The organism is Thermorhabdus hydrogeniformans (assembly GCF_049310025.1).
GTDB lineage: Bacteria > Bacillota > Thermosediminibacteria > Thermosediminibacterales > Tepidanaerobacteraceae > JBJYKD01.
In genome coordinates this window covers 1-19,322 of the sequence record NZ_JBJYKD010000008.1, presented here as the reverse complement: position 1 = coordinate 19,322, position 19,322 = coordinate 1, and the positions used below count along the sequence as shown (strand labels likewise).

The 19,322-nt window shown below is 45.0% G+C and carries 16 protein-coding genes and 1 riboswitch; of the genes, 2 read left to right on the top strand and 14 right to left on the bottom strand.

Going from position 1 to position 19,322, the window contains the following annotated elements:
• Positions 1-35: 35 nt before the first annotated feature.
• The 14 genes from ACKX14_RS05530 to ACKX14_RS05465 all read right to left on the bottom strand — a co-directional run bounded on the left by ACKX14_RS05530 (position 36) and on the right by ACKX14_RS05465 (position 18,422).
• Complete coding sequence (locus ACKX14_RS05530; RefSeq protein ID WP_422445474.1) at positions 36-530, bottom strand: PTS sugar transporter subunit IIA; 495 nt, start codon at positions 528-530, stop codon at positions 36-38.
• 145 nt (positions 531-675) lie between these two features.
• Complete coding sequence (locus tag ACKX14_RS05525; protein ID WP_422445472.1) at positions 676-3,480, bottom strand: sigma-54-dependent transcriptional regulator; 2,805 nt, start codon at positions 3,478-3,480, stop codon at positions 676-678.
• Between the two features lie 459 nt (positions 3,481-3,939).
• A complete protein-coding gene (locus tag ACKX14_RS05520; RefSeq protein WP_422445698.1) occupies positions 3,940-4,929 on the bottom strand; it encodes a lipoate--protein ligase in 990 nt (329 codons plus the stop codon).
• A 45-nt stretch (positions 4,930-4,974) separates the two neighbouring features.
• Positions 4,975-6,435, bottom strand: a complete 1,461-nt coding sequence (gene gcvPB / locus ACKX14_RS05515) for an aminomethyl-transferring glycine dehydrogenase subunit GcvPB (protein ID WP_422445470.1) — start codon at positions 6,433-6,435, stop codon at positions 4,975-4,977.
• Positions 6,436-7,767 carry an aminomethyl-transferring glycine dehydrogenase subunit GcvPA gene (gcvPA, locus tag ACKX14_RS05510; RefSeq protein WP_422445468.1) on the bottom strand — a complete coding sequence of 444 codons (1,332 nt, stop codon included), beginning with the start codon at positions 7,765-7,767 and terminating at the stop codon, positions 6,436-6,438. It abuts the gene before it with no gap.
• A 4-nt stretch (positions 7,768-7,771) separates the two neighbouring features.
• Positions 7,772-8,158, bottom strand: a complete 387-nt coding sequence (gene gcvH, locus ACKX14_RS05505) for a glycine cleavage system protein GcvH (protein WP_422445466.1) — start codon at positions 8,156-8,158, stop codon at positions 7,772-7,774.
• 51 nt (positions 8,159-8,209) lie between these two features.
• Positions 8,210-9,298 carry a glycine cleavage system aminomethyltransferase GcvT gene (gcvT, locus tag ACKX14_RS05500; protein ID WP_422445464.1) on the bottom strand — a complete coding sequence of 363 codons (1,089 nt, stop codon included), beginning with the start codon at positions 9,296-9,298 and terminating at the stop codon, positions 8,210-8,212.
• A gap of 173 nt (positions 9,299-9,471) precedes the next feature.
• Positions 9,472-9,564, bottom strand: a riboswitch (glycine riboswitch).
• Between the two features lie 134 nt (positions 9,565-9,698).
• The gene (locus ACKX14_RS05495) at positions 9,699-11,228 is read right to left on the bottom strand and encodes a sugar ABC transporter ATP-binding protein (RefSeq protein WP_422445696.1); all 1,530 of its coding nucleotides are present in this window, start codon (positions 11,226-11,228) and stop codon (positions 9,699-9,701) included.
• Positions 11,222-12,418, bottom strand: a complete 1,197-nt coding sequence (locus ACKX14_RS05490) for an alanine racemase (RefSeq protein WP_422445463.1) — start codon at positions 12,416-12,418, stop codon at positions 11,222-11,224. Before ACKX14_RS05490 ends, ACKX14_RS05495 begins: the two co-directional genes overlap by 7 nt.
• A 23-nt stretch (positions 12,419-12,441) precedes the next feature.
• Positions 12,442-13,401, bottom strand: a complete 960-nt coding sequence (locus ACKX14_RS05485) for an ABC transporter permease (protein ID WP_422445461.1) — start codon at positions 13,399-13,401, stop codon at positions 12,442-12,444.
• 163 nt (positions 13,402-13,564) lie between these two features.
• On the bottom strand, positions 13,565-14,719 hold the full coding sequence (locus ACKX14_RS05480) for a substrate-binding domain-containing protein (RefSeq protein WP_422445459.1): 1,155 nt from the start codon (positions 14,717-14,719) through the stop codon (positions 13,565-13,567).
• Between the two features lie 30 nt (positions 14,720-14,749).
• Entirely contained in the window at positions 14,750-15,700 is a 951-nt protein-coding gene (locus ACKX14_RS05475; RefSeq protein ID WP_422445457.1) for an N-acetylglucosamine kinase, read from the bottom strand.
• A 5-nt stretch (positions 15,701-15,705) separates the two neighbouring features.
• Complete coding sequence (locus ACKX14_RS05470) at positions 15,706-16,857, bottom strand: ROK family transcriptional regulator (protein ID WP_422445455.1); 1,152 nt, start codon at positions 16,855-16,857, stop codon at positions 15,706-15,708.
• A 221-nt stretch (positions 16,858-17,078) separates the two neighbouring features.
• Positions 17,079-18,422, bottom strand: coding sequence for an SEC-C domain-containing protein (locus ACKX14_RS05465; protein ID WP_422445453.1), 1,344 nt, complete (start codon positions 18,420-18,422; stop codon positions 17,079-17,081).
• A gap of 265 nt (positions 18,423-18,687) precedes the next feature.
• On the opposite strand from ACKX14_RS05465, the gene ACKX14_RS05460 reads away from it, so the two are divergent.
• Both ACKX14_RS05460 and ACKX14_RS05455 read left to right on the top strand, forming a co-directional pair.
• Entirely contained in the window at positions 18,688-18,789 is a 102-nt protein-coding gene (locus tag ACKX14_RS05460; RefSeq protein ID WP_422445451.1) for a beta-propeller domain-containing protein, read from the top strand.
• 8 nt (positions 18,790-18,797) lie between these two features.
• Complete coding sequence (locus ACKX14_RS05455) at positions 18,798-19,241, top strand: beta-propeller domain-containing protein (RefSeq protein ID WP_422445449.1); 444 nt, start codon at positions 18,798-18,800, stop codon at positions 19,239-19,241.
• Positions 19,242-19,322: the final 81 nt, after the last annotated feature.

The following is a 19,322-nucleotide window of genomic DNA, read 5'->3' as shown; positions in this document are numbered from 1 at the left end:
TTTATTTTTTATTTTTTTATTTAGGACCCTTCATATCACCTCCCATCACCATTTAAGTTGTCTAGTATAAAGTGCAGTATCACTTTTCGATCCCGGGCTTTGACAATTCTTTCAAGGTTGCCACTGTTGACAAAGAAATCCATAAGCCGTTTTAAAACTTCAAGATGTCTCTTCGAATCCTTGATGGCGAGAAGAAAAACGATCCTGCATTCTACAAAACGATCCCTGGTACCCATCTCTACAAAAGTCACAGGTTTTTTCAAAATACCAACCGCTATCGCCGACTTATTAACATACTCCGGACTGGCATGAGGAATTGCTGCTTTGACGTCTCCTTCCACTGGCAAGCCTGTAGGGAAATTCCTTTCCCTCTCTATCAATTTTTCATAAAAACCATCTTTAACGTAGCCTTTTCTATGCAAGCTTTCACTTAAGATCTTTAACACTTCCTCAAAGCTAGTTGCTTCTATGTCCGGTATTATGAGTTCTTCTTCAAACCAAGATTGAATAATTTCTTTGTATGACCCCATTTTCTGCGCCTCCATGAGCATGTATATTCTTTATTGAAAAACATAGCAATTGCTATGCCAGCACTGTGTATATCGATCGCGGCAGTTGTTTAAAAAAGTGTATGCATGTTTCATACACTATCCCATACACATTATAAAAGCCCTGCTAACTAGCAGGGCCTAATTTGTTGAGTACCTCTATACAGTAACAAATTTCGTCATCGTTGAAGCTCACGTTGAAGCTTTTCTCTATCACCTGAAGACAGTGACGGAAGACCTGATACTTCCGTGCATTTTGCTTTATAAATGTCTCTTTTTCCGGGAATATAATGTAATTATTCGTTATAATTCTTTCAACGGCGCAACCCAGATGTACACCCAGTTTTACAGAAACATCTTCTTTTAATTGACTTTTCATTTCATCCTCTAGTTCTCTCACAAAAAATGAGTATGCTCTGGCCATTTTAATCGGGTTAATGTAAGTTAAAAACTCTTCAAGGATTTTTATTATCTCTTCATTTAACGCGTTCGCTCCGTTTTTTTCCGCAACAGATGTGCTGCGCCGAGCTTTAATTGAAATTTCATTATTCTCTATGATGTTTATAATTGTATCTGGATTTTTTAAGATCACTTCAAGAGGTATAAATGGAATTGATTTAACTCCAGGATCTATAGCGCCTATTATACAAACAACTCTTTTTGTTGATAAAATATCTTTAAAGTTTTTATTTTCTTCTTTCAAATCGAACAGATTAAAGGGTAGAATCTCGTAATTTTTTAATTGTTGAAATTTGTTCTCTAGAAATTTTTTTAACTTTTCTGCAGTGCCTTCACCGGTACTGCACACGGTTATGATTATCGGCTTTTCGGCCCTTACCGTCTTTTTTGTTTCTACGTCCGTCACTGCTTCAACTATTGAGTCGAGGTCGTAGTGAAGGAAGTACGATTTCCTCGCACATTCGAGGATTAAAGGTGTATTGACTCTATCTACTGTTGCCGTTTTTATACCCGTGAGCCGGGTAATGATTTCACCAAAATTCCGAAGAGATCCCATGTCTATCAAAAGCAGTACCCCTTTTCCTTCATCTGTCTCTCTAACTATTTCCGTTACTCCGCCAAGGGCTTCATCAATAGTCATATTTAACGGCATATCAAAAGCCTTTATCCTATCTATTCCAAGAAGCTTGTTTGCGACTCGAGCCATGCTGGAAGCGGCGCTGTCTCCATGGGCTATTACAATTATTCCTACACATGGATTGGCTTTTTTCTGCAGGTCTGAAGTCAGGAATACGGTAATAAACCCCGCTTCATCCTCCGGAACATCCATTCCAAACTGCACCTTAAAATGACTCAGAATTTTTTTTGCCACATTGTACTCCTTTTTATACTTTTCTTTTATCTCGTTCAGTCTGAGATTTACAACGGTATTTCCCCGCTTCATCCTTTCCAGCAATGACTGAAAGTGTAGTGCTACAGTATATACAAAATTTTCCGAATATGTCATTCCGAGTTCAGATTCAGCTATTTTAATCATTTCCATGGTAAATTTTATAATATCTCTGCTAACTATCTTCTCAAATTCCTGAAGACTAAGCTTTTTAAACCTACCGGTCACTGTTCTGAAGTACTCGTCGATGAACTGCGCAATATTGACCTCAATATCATCTCTGCTGAGTCCCTGTTTTTCCAGAGCTTTTATTTTTTCCAGAACCAAATCGTAAAGGTCGTATCTTGCAGCCTGTTGCGTGTCGTCACCTTCCGATGAAATTATTAGAGGCTCTTCGATTCTCTCAGTTAATTCGATACCGTGATTTGCTCTGAGTTTTACTATCTCACTTCTGATGTAATCAGGTAACACACCTACGTCTATTAGGATCTCCTTTCTTCCAGAGTAAAAATTTCTTGCAAAAGCTTTAGCACACATCATCTGTAATGTTGATTTCAGTTCACCAACATTCCCATCATATCTATGACATAAAAGGCCTTTAAGTGTCTCGGGAAATATTACGATTTCTGACTTCACTCGCCGTGCTTCTTCAAAAACCAGTTCTTTAATTATATCCAGTTTTTCCTTTAAAGGCCTTTCCTCTAAAGGCGGGATTCTTACAATCATTGGAATGCGTCTAATAAAGGTTTTTAAGAGTACAGAATTTGGATCTTCCGTAGTAGCAGCAACTATCATCAGGTTCGCCTTTCTTACGATCGGGTCCCCCAGACGATAATATTCACCTTTGTCTATCAGCAAAAATAGCATTTCCTGGCCTTCAGGCGGCAACCTGTGCACCTCGTCGAGAAATAGTATTCCACGATCGGAAAGCTCTACAAGGCCCGGGCGGTCGCTTTCGGCTCCAGTATAAGCCCCCTTAGCATGTCCGAACAAATACGACATTAAAAGCTGTGGGTTATTGTAATAGTCGGCGCAGTTGAATACATTCATTTTTTCATGGCGTCCGATTTTACGTGAAAAGTTGTACATAAGTTCAACCATAAATGATTTACCTGAACCCGACGGCCCTATTATGAGGGAATGAAGCCCATAAGGAGGATAAAGAACTGCAGCTTTTAATTGCTCTACCTGAGTCTTAAGGCTACCATCATACCCTATCAGGTTTTTAAATATCGAATCCTCATCATTTTTATTTGCAGGTTTCCTTTTACTTATGGCATCCAAAAAAGCGTCACGATTCAAAGAGCGCAATTTATGCGGCATATCTATGCCGAGCCCCTGTTCAATCATGCTTCTCAAAAAATAATACACAGGCCTGGTTGAAACTTTTATAAGGATTCCTTCTCTCACCAGATCATTTAAAAGTGAACTTACGTTGGGCCTTGCAATTTGAAAGGTCTCGGCTATCTCCTCAGCGGTTACACCGAAATCTTCGAGGATCTTCTCGTTCTCCAGGTAAATTTTCTCCTGGCGCCGAGTTATGTAATTCAATACCCTTTCTTTATTTCTTACAGGCCCCCCCATTTTTATTTCCCCCTCAATGTCACTCAATAAAGTATTTTAATTTAATATAATTCTATGGTTCCGCATTTTTCCCTTCAAAAACGCTTGTTTTTAGCAAAAAGAAAAATAAACTCGCTTTTCTCTGCCCCTTGCGGTTTTACCGCTAATTTTCCAAGGTAGGCCCACTTGGGGGTTTTTCTGCTGTCGTTGATAGTTTTACAAACTTACCACCGGCCGTCTTCGGTGGGCACCCGACTTCATGGTAGATACCCTTACTGTTAAGCTAACGGCCGCTTCTGGGGCCACGTAACAGACTTTAACTGCAAAAGCTCGCCCATGCCGGGCGCACGCAAAAACCGGCGGGCAAAATTGCCCGCCGGTCGTATTTTTCGCCGGTCGTATTTTTTGTATAGGGCGTCTCCCGCCGCCATTTTTAAGGGGTGTTCGCCGCCTTTTTTAACGGACGCCTCACCCCCGTCCTCACAATATAACGCTCATCAGCTCTTCCAGGCTTATAGCGCCGAAATATTCTTTTAAATTCATCGCGCCGAGGGCCTCCCGCATGTCCTCTTCCCTGTAGCGGAGGCCCTTCAGCTTTTCTTCCACTTCGGATACATCCCTCATGCTCAGGAAGTCCCCGTAAAACTTGATGGCGGTGACGCGCCCGTCCCTCACATTGATCCTTACTTCCACTTCACCGCCGTCAAAGCGCCGGGATTTTGTCAGGTCGAATTCGGGAGATGTGCCGAAGTTCCATTCCCATGTGGCGTATTTTTCATTCCTCAGGCGGGTGATCTGGTTCAAATCTTCAGGGGTCAGGCGGTATTCGGTTACGGGCTGGCCCTCCACTTCGAATATATACTTTACAACCAGTTCTTTAAAATCCTCGATGCTGATATCCTCTTTCAGGTACTCCCTGATGTTGGCCACCCGGCTTTTGACGGATTTTACACCTTTTGATGAAATCTTCTGGGGTTTTACATTCAGCGCCTGAGAAAGCCTTGTCACGTCGGAGTCAAAAAGCAGCGTGCCGTGATGGAGCAGCCGCTTTTTGTACAGGTACTGGGCGTTGCCGGATATCTTCCTGCCGTCAATGGTAATGTCGTTCCTGCCGGTAAATTCGGAATTTACGCCGAGTTTTTCCAGGGCTTTGACCACCGCCCGGGCGAATCTCTCGATGCTGTTGAAGTCCTCCGGCCGGTAGTCCACCACATAGGTGAAGTTAACATTGCCCAGGTCGTGGTAAACGGCCCCGCCGCCGGACAGCCTCCTCACCACGGCAATGTCGTTTTTCCGGACATATTCCAGGTTGACCTCCTCGATGGCGTTCTGATTCTTGCCTATGACCACCACCGGGCGGTTCTGCCATAAAATGAAGTACTCCTTTGAGGGGTCCATGGATTTTATAACATATTCTTCCAGTGCCATATTGAAATAGGGATCATTAGAGTCGTTTCTTATATATAGCATGGGCACTTTCCTTTCCTGCAATGATATGAAAATTGATATTGTCGATTAATATTTCAACTTCATTTCCCTGGCGGCCTTTACTTCGTCCACCCGCCGGCATGGCATGGTGTGGGGGGCGTCTCTCAATAGGTCCGGGTTTTCGGAGGCTTCCCTGTGAATCCGGCGCAGGGCGCGTACGAACTCGTCCAGCGTATCCTTGCTCTCGGTCTCGGTGGGCTCTATCATCAGGGCTTCCTCGACAATGAGCGGAAAGTAGATTGTGGGCGGATGGAAGCCGTAGTCCAGCAGGCGCTTGGCGATATCGAGGGCTTTCACGCCGAAGCGCTCCTTCCAGCTTTTAGCGCTCACGACAAACTCGTGCTTGCACACGGATTTTACGGGAGACTCAAACATGTCTTCAATCATTTTCTTCAAATAGTTGGCGTTGAGGGTGGCGATTTGACTCGCCTCTTTGAGCCCCCCAGCGCCCAGGCCCCTTATATAGGCGTAGGCCTTGAGAACCACCCCTGTATTCCCGTAAAAAGCCCTTATCCTGCCGATGCTGTGGGGCAGATTGTATTCAAGGTAATACCCGCCCTCTCTTTTCTCCACAACGGGTCTTGGCAGAAAGTCCCTCAAAAAGGCCTTGACGCCCACCGGGCCGGAACCCGGGCCTCCGCCGCCGTGAGGGGTGGAGAAGGTCTTGTGAAGATTTACATGAACCACATCAAATCCCATATCGCCCGGACGCGCTATCCCCATTATGGCATTGAGGTTCGCCCCGTCGTAATAAAGCAGCGCACCCTTTTCATGCAGGATTTCCGATATCCTGAGGATTTCCCTTTCAAAAAGGCCCAGGGTATTGGGATTTGTAAGCATCAGTGCCGCCACATCTTCACCGGCCAGCTTCTCCAGTTCCTCCACATCCACCAGGCCATCCTCCCGTGATTTTACTTTCACTATCTCAAATCCGCTTTCTTTGGCGGTGGCGGGGTTGGTGCCGTGGGAGGAGTCGGGAACGATAATCTTTGTCCGGCGCTCTCCTCTCGTCTCCAGGTATTTCTTTATGATGAGTATTCCCGTAAGCTCGCCGTGAGCACCGGCAGCGGGCATCAGGGTGAAATAATCCATGCCCGTTATTTCCGAAAGGAACCTCTGCATGTCGTACATTATCTTTAAAGTGCCCTGGCAGAGCTCTTCCGGCGCGTAGGGATGAAGCCCGGTAAAGCCCGGGAGCGCCGCCACCTCTTCATTGATTTTGGGGTTATATTTCATGGTACAGGAGCCGAGGGGGTAAAAACCGTCGTCCACCCCGAAGTTCATTTTTGAAAGGCCGGTGTAATGCCTCACCACATCCAGTTCCGAAACCTCCGGCAGGTCGAGTGTTTCCCGCAGGAGGCCGTCGCCTATAGTCTGCGATAAATCCACCGGCGGCACATCGGGCGTGTCCAGGCGAAACCCTTCCCTGCCGGGCAGGGATTTTTCAAATATGAGGGGAATGTCTTGTGTTTGCCGTATGTCACCCATTTATCTCACCCCCAGTGTTTCAAGCAGCATGTCTATCTCCTGTTTTGTGCGCTTTTCCGTAAATGCCACCAGGAGGCGGTTTTTCTCTTCGGGATAAAACCGGTCAAGGCGCACGCCGGGAAGGATTTTTCGAGCCAGGGCTTCACCGTATCTTTTTTCCAGGTCGTCAACTTCTACCGCCACTTCGTTGAACACCCTATCGTTTACGACCCGGGCCCTGCCGCTCTTTTTAATCTCGCCGATAAAATACCTTGCCTTCGCGTGGGAATGGTAGGCCACATCCCTTAAGCCCTTTTTGCCGAGATAAGAAAGGTATACGGTGGCCGCCAGGGCGTTCAGCGCCTCATTGGAACAGATGTTGGAGGTGGCCTTTTCCCTGCGGATGTGCTGCTCCCGGGCCTGGAGGGTGAGGACGAAAACCCTTTTGCCTTCGGCGTCCACCGTCTGGCCCACTATACGGCCGGGCATGCGCCGGACATATTCGGCTCTGGCTCCCATGAACCCCAGGTAAGGGCCGCCGAAATTCAGGGGATTGCCCAGGGGCTGGCCCTCGCCCACCACGATATCTGCACCGTAATCTCCGGGCGGCTTTAAAATACCCAGGGAAATGGGATTGACGACGACGATAAACATCGCGCCCTTTTGCTCCGCTATTTGCCTTGCCCTTTCTACATCTTCGAGAACTCCGAAAAAGTTGGGCATACTCACGACCAGGGCTGCGGTTTCCCTATCCGCCAGCCTTTCCGCCCGATCCCAGTCCGTTTCATAGGCGGCGGTGTAAGGCGCAACGGTTATTTCCTTGTTGTATCCGAACCCGTAAGTCTTTGCGGTTTCAATGTATTCGGGGTGTACGGCACCTGAGATTACCACCCTGCCCTTTCTTTTAATGTCGCACGCCATTAGCACGGCTTCGGCGAGGCCGGAAGCCCCGTCGTAAACCGAGGCGTTGACCACGTCCATGCCGGTCAAATTGGCCATCATGGTCTGGTATTCAAATATGGCCGCCAGGGTCCCCTGGCTCCTTTCAGGCTGATATGGGGTGTATGAGGTGTAAAATTCAGAACGCCCCACAACGGCCCTGACCACCGCCGGCACGTGGTGGTCGTAGGCTCCGGCGCCCATGAAATTTACAAACTCGAAAGCCCTGTTTTCTTTCTCAAGAGCCTGAAACTCCCTCTCTATTTCCACCTCGCTTAAAGCCCCGGGGAGGTCCAGCTCCCTCTTTAGCTTTACCTCCGGCGGGATATCGGCGAAAAGTTCGTCGATATCCCTTATCCCCAGCGCTTTCAGCATCTCTTCCACCTGAAAAGGCGCGTGGCTGGTGTACCTCATGGCACTACTCCCTTTCCAGCAGTTTCTCGTAATCCGCGGGGCTTAAAAGATCGTCCAGCTCGCTTTCATCGTCTATTTCTACGACTATCATCCAACCTTCGTCATAGGGGCTTTTGTTTACCAGTTCGGGATTGTCCTTTAAAGCCTCGTTTACCTCCACCACGGTTCCCGACACTGGGGCGTATATGTCCGAAGCCGCCTTAACCGATTCCACCGCGCCGAAGGCCTCGCCCTTCTCAACCCTGGCCCCGACTTCGGGGAGGTCAACATAGACCACGTCTCCCAAGGCGTCCTGGGCGTGATCGGTAATGCCTATCCTCCCCCTGCGTCCTTCCACCAGTATCCATTCGTGTTCTTCGGTGTACTTTAAATTTTCGGGCACATGGCTCATTTAAATCTCCTCCTTGCTCTTAATAATTTTGTATTCAGCCAGTTTGTTTAATTACAATTTTAAAAAGTTTTTGGGCGTCACCTGCGCCCTGTGTCTTTTGCCGCGAATTTCTATCTCCAGTAAGGGGATGTCGGCATATTTCCCCGATGCATTCCATCCGGGGATTTTCTGCACATCCACCAGCGCCAGGGCCAGGTATTCCCTCACATACGGCCCGTAGTTGCCCGAGGTCACATATCCTGCCTCCTCGTCGCCGAAATAAACTTTATACCCCTGCCGGGGCACGCCTTTTTCCAGGAGCTTCAGGCCCACAAGCCTCCTGCCGGTATTTTCATTGACCTGGCGGTAAAGGGCGTCCCTGCCGGGGAAATGCTTGTGGAATTTTATAAACCTTTCGAGGCCCGCCTCCACCGGGGTGATGTCCTCCGCCAGTTCGTGGCCGTAAAGAGGCAGGCCCGCTTCAAACCTGAGGGTGTCACGGGCGCCGAGGCCGCAGGGGACCACCCCGGATTCTACAAACTTTTCAAAAAGTTCTTTTATAACATCCGGCGGCCCGTAGACTTCGAATCCGTCCTCGCCGGTGTAACCCGTGCGGGAAACCATAAGAGGCTTGCCCTGATATTTCAGTGTTGTAAATGAAAAAGGTCGGATGTCCGGCGCGGGCAAAAGTTTTTCTATATAAGCCGGGCTCCCCGGCCCCTGAAGCGCGATCTGACCGTATGAATCGCTGACGTCCCGGACGCTAACATCGCCCCTTGCGTATTTTTTTATGTGCTCGAAGTCCTTATCCTTATTCGAGGCGTTTACCACCAGAAGATAGCGGTCATTTTGCAAGCGGTACACCAGGAGGTCATCCACCGTTCCCCCGTTATCGTAAGTCATGACGGTGTACTGAACCCCGCCGTCTTTTAACAGGCAGATGTCATTTGTCAGCAGGCCGTTCAAAAATTCGGCCGCACCCCCGCCTTCCACCAGTATCTCCCCCATGTGGGATACATCGAAGACGCCGGCTTTTGTCCTCACCGCCATGTGTTCTTCAATGATGGAGGTGTACTGGATTGGCATCTCATAGCCGCCGAATTCCGTCATTTTGGCTTTTAGCTTTACATGTTCATCGTATAACGGAGTCCTCTTTAACATTCTTCTCCCCTCCTTCACTCAATAAAAACCGGAAACAGTTACATCCGCTTTTTAAGGTAAAAAATAAAGAGGTCCCAAGCGTAAATATCGTAAATCAAGACATTTAAGCTTAGAACCTCTGTCCTTTTGCCTGAAAGATTGTCATCTTCGGCGCTTTGAGCTCTCCAGAGGCAGGTCCAGAGGCGATCCTTTTGCCTGAGAGTTTCACCTTATATGAGGCTTACCCCTTCGGCGCCCGTCGTCCGGGTCTCTCTCGCCCATGTCATCCCTAACCGTATAGTTTGAATAAATATTACCACATTTCTTATAAAATAGCAAGTTTTGTGAAAGATTTTGTATCTGCCGACGGTCGTGATGAACTCAAGCACTTTAGATAGCGCAAGCCATTTTAAAAGTTTTTTCATAGTTGAATGGCTTCGGTCAGGGTTTCTTCTGTTATAATATCTCCTTTGCATCTAGATAATTCACGAATAATTTTACCTTGTCTTAAAACAAGCACTCTGTCCGCCAGTCGAGCCATCTCTTCCATTTCGGAGGACACAAGCAATACACCATTGCCTTCGTCGGCAATATTGCGGATAAGATTTGCTATTTCATTTTTAGCCTCAACATCAATACCGACGGTCGGATCATCGAGCAGCAGTACTTTGGGTCCTGTGACAAGACTTTTTGCAAAAACCACTTTCTGTTGATTCCCGCCGGAAAGCACTTCAACATATTGTTCGGTGTCAACCATTTTTATATTTAATTTTTGGCTTAGATCCGTAGCTATTTTTTTACCTTTCCCGTCATCGATAAACAATCTTTTCTTTAACCTTCTCCACACCGGCAGGAGTATGTTATGTCTTATGGATTGACCCGCTATTATTCCTTCTTTACGCCTGTTTTCAGGAACAAGAAATAAACCGTGCTTTATTCCGTCCCATGGACCGTTGATTTTTAAAATCTGGCCATTTACTATTATTTCACCCTTTTCGGGTCTGTAAAGCCCGTAAATATTTTTCAGTATTTCTGTGCGGCCGCTTCCCAGCAAACCGGCTATCCCGACTATTTCTCCCGGGTATACGGCAAAACTTACATCATTGATCTTATCACGCCACTTTAGCCCTCTGACCTCCAAAATTGGCTGATTTCTTGAAATATTTGTTTTCGGCGGAATGTATTCATACGTTGTTACCTTTCGCCCGATCATGGCCTGTATTATTTGCTGTATTTCTACATTTTTAACATAATCGTCCAGCGAAACCCTGCCATCCCGCAACACCACAACCCTATCGCAAATGTCCGTTATTTCCCGCAGATGATGAGAAACAAATATTATGGCTATTCCCTGCTGTTTCAATCGTTTTATAAAATCGAACAATCTGTTTATTTCCTTTTGCGTAAGGGATGCGGTAGGCTCATCGAGTATCAAAACCGCAGGTTTCCGGATCAATGCCTTTACTATTTCCACTATCTGCTGGTTTCCTATAGAAAGGTCTTCCACATAAGTTCTCGGGTCAATTTCCACATTGAAATCTTTAAATGCCTCCTGGGCCTTCTTAATGCAGGTAGAGTCATCAATAAAAAGTCCTTTTTTTGGCTCCTCCGCAAGAAAAAGGTTCTGGGCAACTGTCATGGTTGGAACGAGGCTGAATTCCTGGTATACCATCGCTATTCCGCTGGCCCTTGCTCCCTGTACGTCTTTATAATACACCTTTTCTCCGTTTATTTTTATAATACCGCTGTCTGCTTTATAGACGCCGTTTATTATCTTCATTAGTGTCGACTTGCCGGCCCCGTTGGATCCCACAAGGCCCAGTACTTCTCCTTTTTTAACTTTAACTGTTACACCTTTAAGCACCTCATTTTTAAAAAAGGCCTTATGGATGTCAATGGCTTCAAGAGCATATATGCCGGTGTTATTTTCTTCAAAATCAATTTTTACCATTCCGGCCAACCAACCCTTCTGCCATCTGAAAACCAGATTCCTTTAACCTCAGGTTTACCGGTTTTTATCCCGCTGATTGGGACCACATAGGCTCTTGTTACAAAAACCTGTGCCCTGAAACCAAATATCACCGTATCTCCCTCTCTTACTTTATTCCCAGGCTCGGGCTGCAAAATTCCATAATAATCAATTGCCGAGGGGTCGGGCATTTCACATACTATCTTCTGCTCGATAGCTTCTTCCGGAGAAGAACCCACACATGCTTTTACGGGGTACGGTGGAAATACCGGATCAATGTAAAGGCCCCCGCCAAAGCAATAGGGCTTGCCGCCGTAAAAATGCGAAACTTCTGTAAGATACAGCATCGCCGGCCTTTCAGGCAGGTCGTTTATTGCATGAAGAGGAGTTGTACCGGTTAAACCGTGGCCGGGTTCCACCTGAGTAGCGCCGGCATCGGCAAGTTTTTCAAACACCACACTGGAAGTAGTGCCGGGAGCATTGACTTCGATATTTTCAATTCCCGCTTTAGCTAAGGCGGCCGCTGCTTCCTCCAGGGTTTTAAGATTAGGGGTTGGCATTACATCTTTGGCTTCGGGGTCATATAGCAATGCGGGAAAAGTGGTTATTCCGGCAAATTTTATTCCCTTCAAACTGTCAAGTTTTTTAGAGACCTCAAGGATATCCTTAGCCGGAAACCCGCCCTCGTGGCCTTTATAAAATCTGTCTCCATCAGCGTAAATTCTCGCCAATACCTTTTGTTCCCTGTTTTCGGTATTAGCATTTGATATTTCGACGGCTTTCTCATAACTGAAAACGGTCCAATAATCGGGTTTAAGGTTTAACGCCGCTTTTGTCTCTGCCCTGGGAATCTGGACAAGGTGCCCCAGATGGCCTACTTTAAGCCCGGCCGCATTCACGGCTCTGGCGCAGGCAAGGTCCACCGCCACACATGAGTCTATGCCGGCTTCACTTATAGCTTTCAGAACAACAGGATTTCTGCCTATCTGCTTTGTCATGGCAAATATTTTAAAATTGTACTTTTTCCCGGCTTCGGCCATTACGGCAGCGTTATCCCTGACCGTATCAACGTCAATGACATAACTGTTTGCGGGTATTTCTCCTTTTTGATGCAGTTCAATGGCGGTTTCCACAAACTTTCTATTTCTTCTGAGCAAAACATCCAGAAACATATAATCACCTCTGAATATATATGTTAATCATTTTTAGCCTCTCTGAGGCTGAGTGATACCGCAAGTATTATTATGATACCCCTTGCAATCATCTGGTCGGAGACGCTGAGCCCCATAAGCAAAAGCCCGTTATTCAGCATTCCCATTATTATAGAACCGATAATAGAACCCACCACCGTGCCGCGGCCGCCGGTAAAGCTGGTGCCGCCAATCACGACGGCGGCTATAACAGTCATGACATCCGCTTCGCCAAGTGTATAGCGGGCACCGTGGAGCCGGCCGGCGTAAAGTATTCCTGCAAAAGCCGCACATACGGCGCTGATTGTCATTACCGCCACCTTCACCGCATCTGTGCGTATGCCGGAAAACCTTGCGGCAGATTTGTTGCCGCCCGTTGCCAGAACCGCTCTTCCAAACGGCGTCTTCCTGTAAACCAGATCGCCTACAATCATGATAATGAGCGTCCAGAGAAAAAGCGTGGAAATTGGGCCTATGTCGCCGGAGCCGAATATAAAATTAAATCTTTTATCGATTATAGGAACAGCTTCAAGATTTGTTATCTTACGCGCCAGGCCGCTTACAATGCTGGATGTTCCCAGCGTTACAAGAAAAGAGGGTATACGCACTTTTGATACTATAATTCCATTTAACAAACCAGTAACCGCCCCGACGCTCAATCCTGCCAGCACGGCCAAAATAATACCTGCGCTTCTTAAAACCAATGCTGCAACCAGGGCGGATAAAGCGACTATGGACCCTATTGAGAGGTCAATTTCTGCAGCAGATATTGTGAAAGTCATGCCTACCGCCATGACAGATATCATGGCAGTCTGTCGCAGAATGTTCATGAGGTTCTCCGGAGATAAGAAACCCTTGTTAAAAAGCGTAATTGAAAAAAACAATAAAACCAGCCCAAAGCTTATATATACTATATAATTTTTATAGTTAAAACCTTTAATTTTTTTAGATATAAAATTATCCATATTCCTCACTCCACTTATTCGATAGCGGCACTATGGAGATATTTCAAAATCTCTTTATTGTGCGGCATACCGATGTTGATAGAATTAATATTGACTGCATTTTTATATATTGCTATGACCTTTGAAGGCAACTCAAAGGTCATAGCTTTAATAATCTTTCTAATTATTTTTTCCCCAGCGCCTTTAGAATGTCTTCAGGCAGTTCTTTATTAAGCGACTTTTTCCATGCTTCCTCAAGATTGTCTCTGGTCACTTTTATCAAACTGCAAACAACAAAAGGCGGAGCTTCTTTGCCAAGCAGTTTGTACCCTGCCAATTTCGCCATAGTGCGGCCTATTTCTACAGGCATATCTGCCACCTTGCCGTAAACATTGCCGCCTCGCGCCATATCGAGATCGTTATTTGCTCCCAGGTCGTGGGTCACAACTTTAACGTCGTTCCTGCCCGCTGCACGCAATTCTGCGACCACCGGTTCTGCCGCAACATCCCACGCAACATATATGCCCTTAATCTCGGGATGTTGTGTGAGTATTGTAGAAGCCACTTCTCCGGTAGCATTTTCCTGAGTAAAACCGGCTTCGGCAACTATTTTTATATCAGGATACTTTTTTTGGATAGCCCTCTTAAAAGCCCCGTCTCTGTTATTTGTCACAAAATAATCAGCGTCATGGTAGATAAAAGCGATTTCACCTTTTCCTCCAATGGCTTCATTCATAAGTTCCGCCGCAGCCCGACCCATCCCGAAATGGTCGCCGGTGACAATAGAAACATATTCTTTCCCGGCACGATAGTTATTTACACCATTATCAGCGAAAACAATGGTAACACCCTTGTCAACCGCAGGTTGATAAGCGCGCGTGCCTGAAACTGGATCTACAGGAAGAGAAAGAATAATATCCGGACTTAAGGCAAGTGCCGTTTCAATATCCGTAGCCTGTTTTGCCGGGTCAAACTGAGCATCTGATACTGCAACTATTTTTACACCCATCTTTTCGAATTCTTCTTTGGCGCCCTCAGTCAGGGCATTGTACCATTCGCCACTCCCAGCCCAGATAAGAGCTGCTTTGTGCTTGCCTTCCCGCAACTTTGCGTAGTCTTCCTCTGTAAGGTTGATTTCGGAAGAGCGGGTTGGTGTTTCGCCGTTAGGTCCTTTTGCTATTTCTTCGTCAAAACGAGACATGTCATCCTTTGTCTGTGATGTACTCTGTGCATTTTGAGTTTGGCTCGAGTTGCTGTTCTGGCCACCTGAGCCGCAAGCACTGATAAGTAAAACCACAACCATCATCAGCGCAATTACTGAAAAGACTTTCTTATTCATATGCTTAATCCGTCCTTTCTTAAAAATGAATCAATTTTTTAGAATTTTTATTTGTCTTAAATGTTTTAGCGCTATATTTATGCCCCCCTCTACTGGCTGCCCTTGAAGATGTATAAACTGTATGTTATCCAATTGACCAATCAGATCGATAAATTTTGATTTGAATCTTTCGCCAACGATACCGCTTGATAAAACCCCGCCTGAAAGCACTATGGAAATCTTTTGATTACCCCCGGAGAATTCCAGCCTTTTATAGGCTTCTTCGGTCTGAACAGCAAGGTAATAAACCGCCTTATCTATAATAGAATTTGACAGTTTGTCGCCATTTTTCGCCTCTTCAACTACAAGTTTTGCAATGGAAGCGATTTTTGTAAAATTTTTCTTGCCGGCGGTTACGTAAAACGTAAAATCTTCTATTTTTTTCAGATTAAAATGCTCTTTTATCCTGTCAAAAAGATTAGAATGAGGAAAATACCCATCGCAGTGCATGATCATGTATTTTACCGCTTCCCGGCCTATCCAGTATCCGGAACCCAGGTCGTTAAAATCATAATCCCATCCGCCTATTCGGACCTTTTTTCCATCATTGTTCATACCGTATACTATTGAACCGGTTCCAGAAATTACAACAATGCCGGGAGTATCTGTTCCTGCAAAAAGAGCCAGCTCGGAATCATTGCAAAGGTAATAGTTATCGTTTATTCCTATGTCTTTTAAAATACCGGTTAAAACTTGAACGTCTTTTTCCGAGTCATTGCCCGAAAGCCCCATAACGAAGTATTCGACATCTGCTATAGAGATGCCGAGTATCTTGAGCGCTTTATTAATCACCTCCCTTAGATTTTCTTTTGTTTTTTTTATGCCTATTGATTTATAGTTGGTGCAGCCAGTATATACATATTTTTTGTTTTGCCCTTTTAAATCCGATACGCATAAGGAGGTCTTCGTTCCCCCTCCATCAACGGCAACTATGTACCCCAATTTTTTCACTCTCCAGTATTATCTAGAAGTAAGTAATTTGAACTTATATTCGATATACACAAATTGATAGTACCTATTAATCCCGCATCTTCATCTTCAAGAATTAAAATTTTCGGGATATCCATGGGAAGGTAGTTGTCTATGATTTTTTTGACCTTTTCAATGAACTCCGGATAAATAAAATTGCCTTTTACTACTATCGCCTCCGGGTTTAAAACACATGTGATGTTTATTAAGGTAAAGGCAACTTTTCTTATGAGTTTCCCTACAGTTTCTGCGGCAGCTTCTTCATCAGCCATTTTATGCTTCAGTTCGTTATAGCTGTTTATGCTTTCTGCCCGGCAAATATGTTTAATGATATCGGATACCTCTTTTTCAAGCAGGCCTTTGAACCTTGCCTCATACAGCTGCTCCGGGTATAAATCCTGCGTAACCATGTAGCTTATTTCACCGGCAAAATTCGTAGAACCTTTGTAAAGCTTTTTATCGATAATAATTCCCGAACCAATGCCTTTTCCGAAATATACATAAACCACGTTGCTGTATTTTTTCTTAAGCTGTCTGTAATAAACCCCAAGAGCAATCAGATTAACATCGTTTTCTATAAATACGGGTATCCTGTATCTTTCCTGTATTATCTTTTTTAAATTGATGCCTTCCCATCCTGTTATATTCGGGATGCTGTATATTGTCCCCTGCGGCTTTACTACTCCCGGCACACCGATGCCGATAGCTTTCACATTCTCCCTGCCCTGCATTAGACGGTCGATAATACTGCAGGTGCTGTTCAATGCCTCTTCTTTTGACCCGAGGTCAATTTCTACCCTTTGTGTTTCCAGTATTTCACCTATAATATTGCTTACGGCACCTTTAATATAATCATTCTCGAAAAAGAGGGCTATTACATTGCCTGCACTGCTGTTAATTTCATACAAAACGGGCTTTCTTCCGCTACCTGTGTCCCCAAGACCGTTTGCCTTTACATAGTTGGTCTCCACCAGATGGTCAACTATTTTGTTTACAGTAGGCAGGCTGAGCTTTGTTATTCTGGCGATTTCCGGTTTTGATATGGGACCCTTATCTTTTATTACCTGTTTAATAAGGTCTTTGTTTATTTCTTTTATTAAACGCGGCTGACCCGCCAATTTTTTTACCATCAGCTCACCTTTAATTAATAAACTTTATTAATTAATTCTACGTAAATTTTAAAATTCCTGCTTGAAAAATAAATTTTTTTTAAACTGAAGACAGACACCGGTTTCAGGCCGAAAGGCAGGGAAGCGGTGTTTCATTAAGGACAATTCCTTGACTAAAATACATATACAAAAAATGAGTCAGAGAACCGTCCCCTGACTCCAAATTAATAAGTGAGTGCCTGTCACCCTTTTACTTCATTTTTTCTGCTGAAAATACTATTCAGAACGTCTGGAACCGTCTTATTTTCCATTTCCCCGTAAAGTTCCTTTATATAATCGACCTCTTTCTTCAAGCCTCTGGACTCCAGGTATGAAACATATTGCTCAAAGAATTCGGGGTTTGAAAGGTCGTCTATGCTTTTGACTGTAATCCCGCTGTCATCCGCCGGCTGCGGCAGGCTGCTGAAATACCCGTACAGAGAATTTAAAAAGATGGTTTTAATTGCAAAAAACTGTTCGTAGGTAAAGAAGGAAAAAAAGTCTAAGACTTTGGATAGTTTGGCCTTTAAAGTTTCATCATCCGTATTTTTCTCCGCTTCTGCCAGGGTATTATATATGCAGTCATATACCTTTTCGAAAATAACGTCTTCCTGCAGGAATTCATCTGCAGCATCGGAGAAATAATTTAAAATATTATCGCTATTATCCAAAACATTACCCTTTATAACATCGCCAAACATCTTTACAGTTGCAGCAAAAAACTTCAAGTAAAATGCATATATGGTATAGAATGGGAATCTAAAACTCAGTTCGCCGTCCATTATATCATTCAAATCATCCTGCACATCCCGCATCGCCCTGGCACCCATGTATTCCGCAAACACTGGATATTCGGCATTTATTCTGGAAAGCTCATCCATTTCATCCTGATTCAATTCGTCTTTGCCATCAAATATTTTCTCCAGTTTCTCCTGAGCTTCGTCAATTTCCCTTAAACTGACATGCAGAATAGGAAGCATAAATCCGCGGGCAAATCCGGCTAGTAGCCCCAATGAAATCCAGTGAAACACAATTTTGATTTCTTCGTCGGTATATTCACCCGTCCGCAGGGAGTATGCCACGTCGATCAGATACTCCTCGATGGATAAGCTGTCTACAATTTCATTCATGATGTCTTCCATCTCATCATCATCTGCGTCAGTATCCATATCTACCAGCAGGAAACCCGGTATTCTTACACTTTTCATTTCAGGCTTGTCCCTCAGTATTTTTTCAACGGCTTCCATAAATTCCTCAGTACTGCCTGTAAGAATCTGTTCCTCCTCTTCCCATGCCTGCAGAATTATTCGAGACAGTCTTTCAGTATCGGCTTCGGATTCATCCATGTCCAGATCAATACCGTACATTATGCTGATAATCCGCAAAAATTCCCTACCCTCTGCGGTGACGCCCCCCTCCCCTTCAATAGCTTTCATAAGGCTGGACTGAATTTTTTCCACTTTTGGCAGACAGCATTTCTTATATTTTTTACCGCTTCCACACACACACTCATCGTTTCGCTCGACATTGAACACCTCAGATGGCATTTGTCAACCTCCATAATTTAAATTTAAACCCATTTCGTTTTTTCATCATATCAATTATTTAGTCTTTTGTAAACATGAATTAATTTTCTTCTCCCACTCCCGGGCCGTCTTGATAATATAGCTCAAGTAGTCTTGCAACAGAGCCGGAGAAAAGGCCGACATTTCCACCTACCTGGGAGCGGGGTGAAAACATATACGCTTCCACGGAAAACCTGTATGTGGCGCTGACGAGCTATGGTAAGCAGTATTTAAAGTCAAGGGTCAGGTGCCCGGAACAATACTCAATCAGTTTTCCATGGATGAATACAGAGGCAATTTCAGGATAGCCGCCACCACCGGCAATACATGGCGCATTGACGAGATGTGAACCATCCGGTGGAAAAATTCAAAGAAATCTTCGGTGACCGGGGGACGGATTCGGAACTTCTGGAAAACCACAGGGCTTTGCTCTTTTCCAGAGAAAAAAACATTATGGCCTTTCCCGTCACCGTCATGGAGATAAAAAACCAGGATGATGTAATAAAAGACAGCATCCCGCAGTACGGCGAGTTTTCCTTCCAGGGGGCTTACATCTATGAAATAGGCCTGCAGCATGGCTTCAAGCTGAAGGGCCGGATCACCCACCTTTTCTCCGAAGATTACCTCAAGTCCGGGAGAGACTGGTACCGTAGCGAGAGAAACGTAGAGCGCATCATATATATCGGGGACACATTCTACACCCTTTCAAAAGGCCTGGTCAAAGCCAGCAGGATGAGCGATCTAAAGGAGATAAATTCCCTGGAATCCCCGATTGAGGAGCAATTCTCATTCAGGATATAAGGATTATATGCGACCGATGCTTTGTATTGGGTCTTTAAAGCCCATTTCCTTAGTTGTTTCTTGGATTGTACTTTTTAAAAG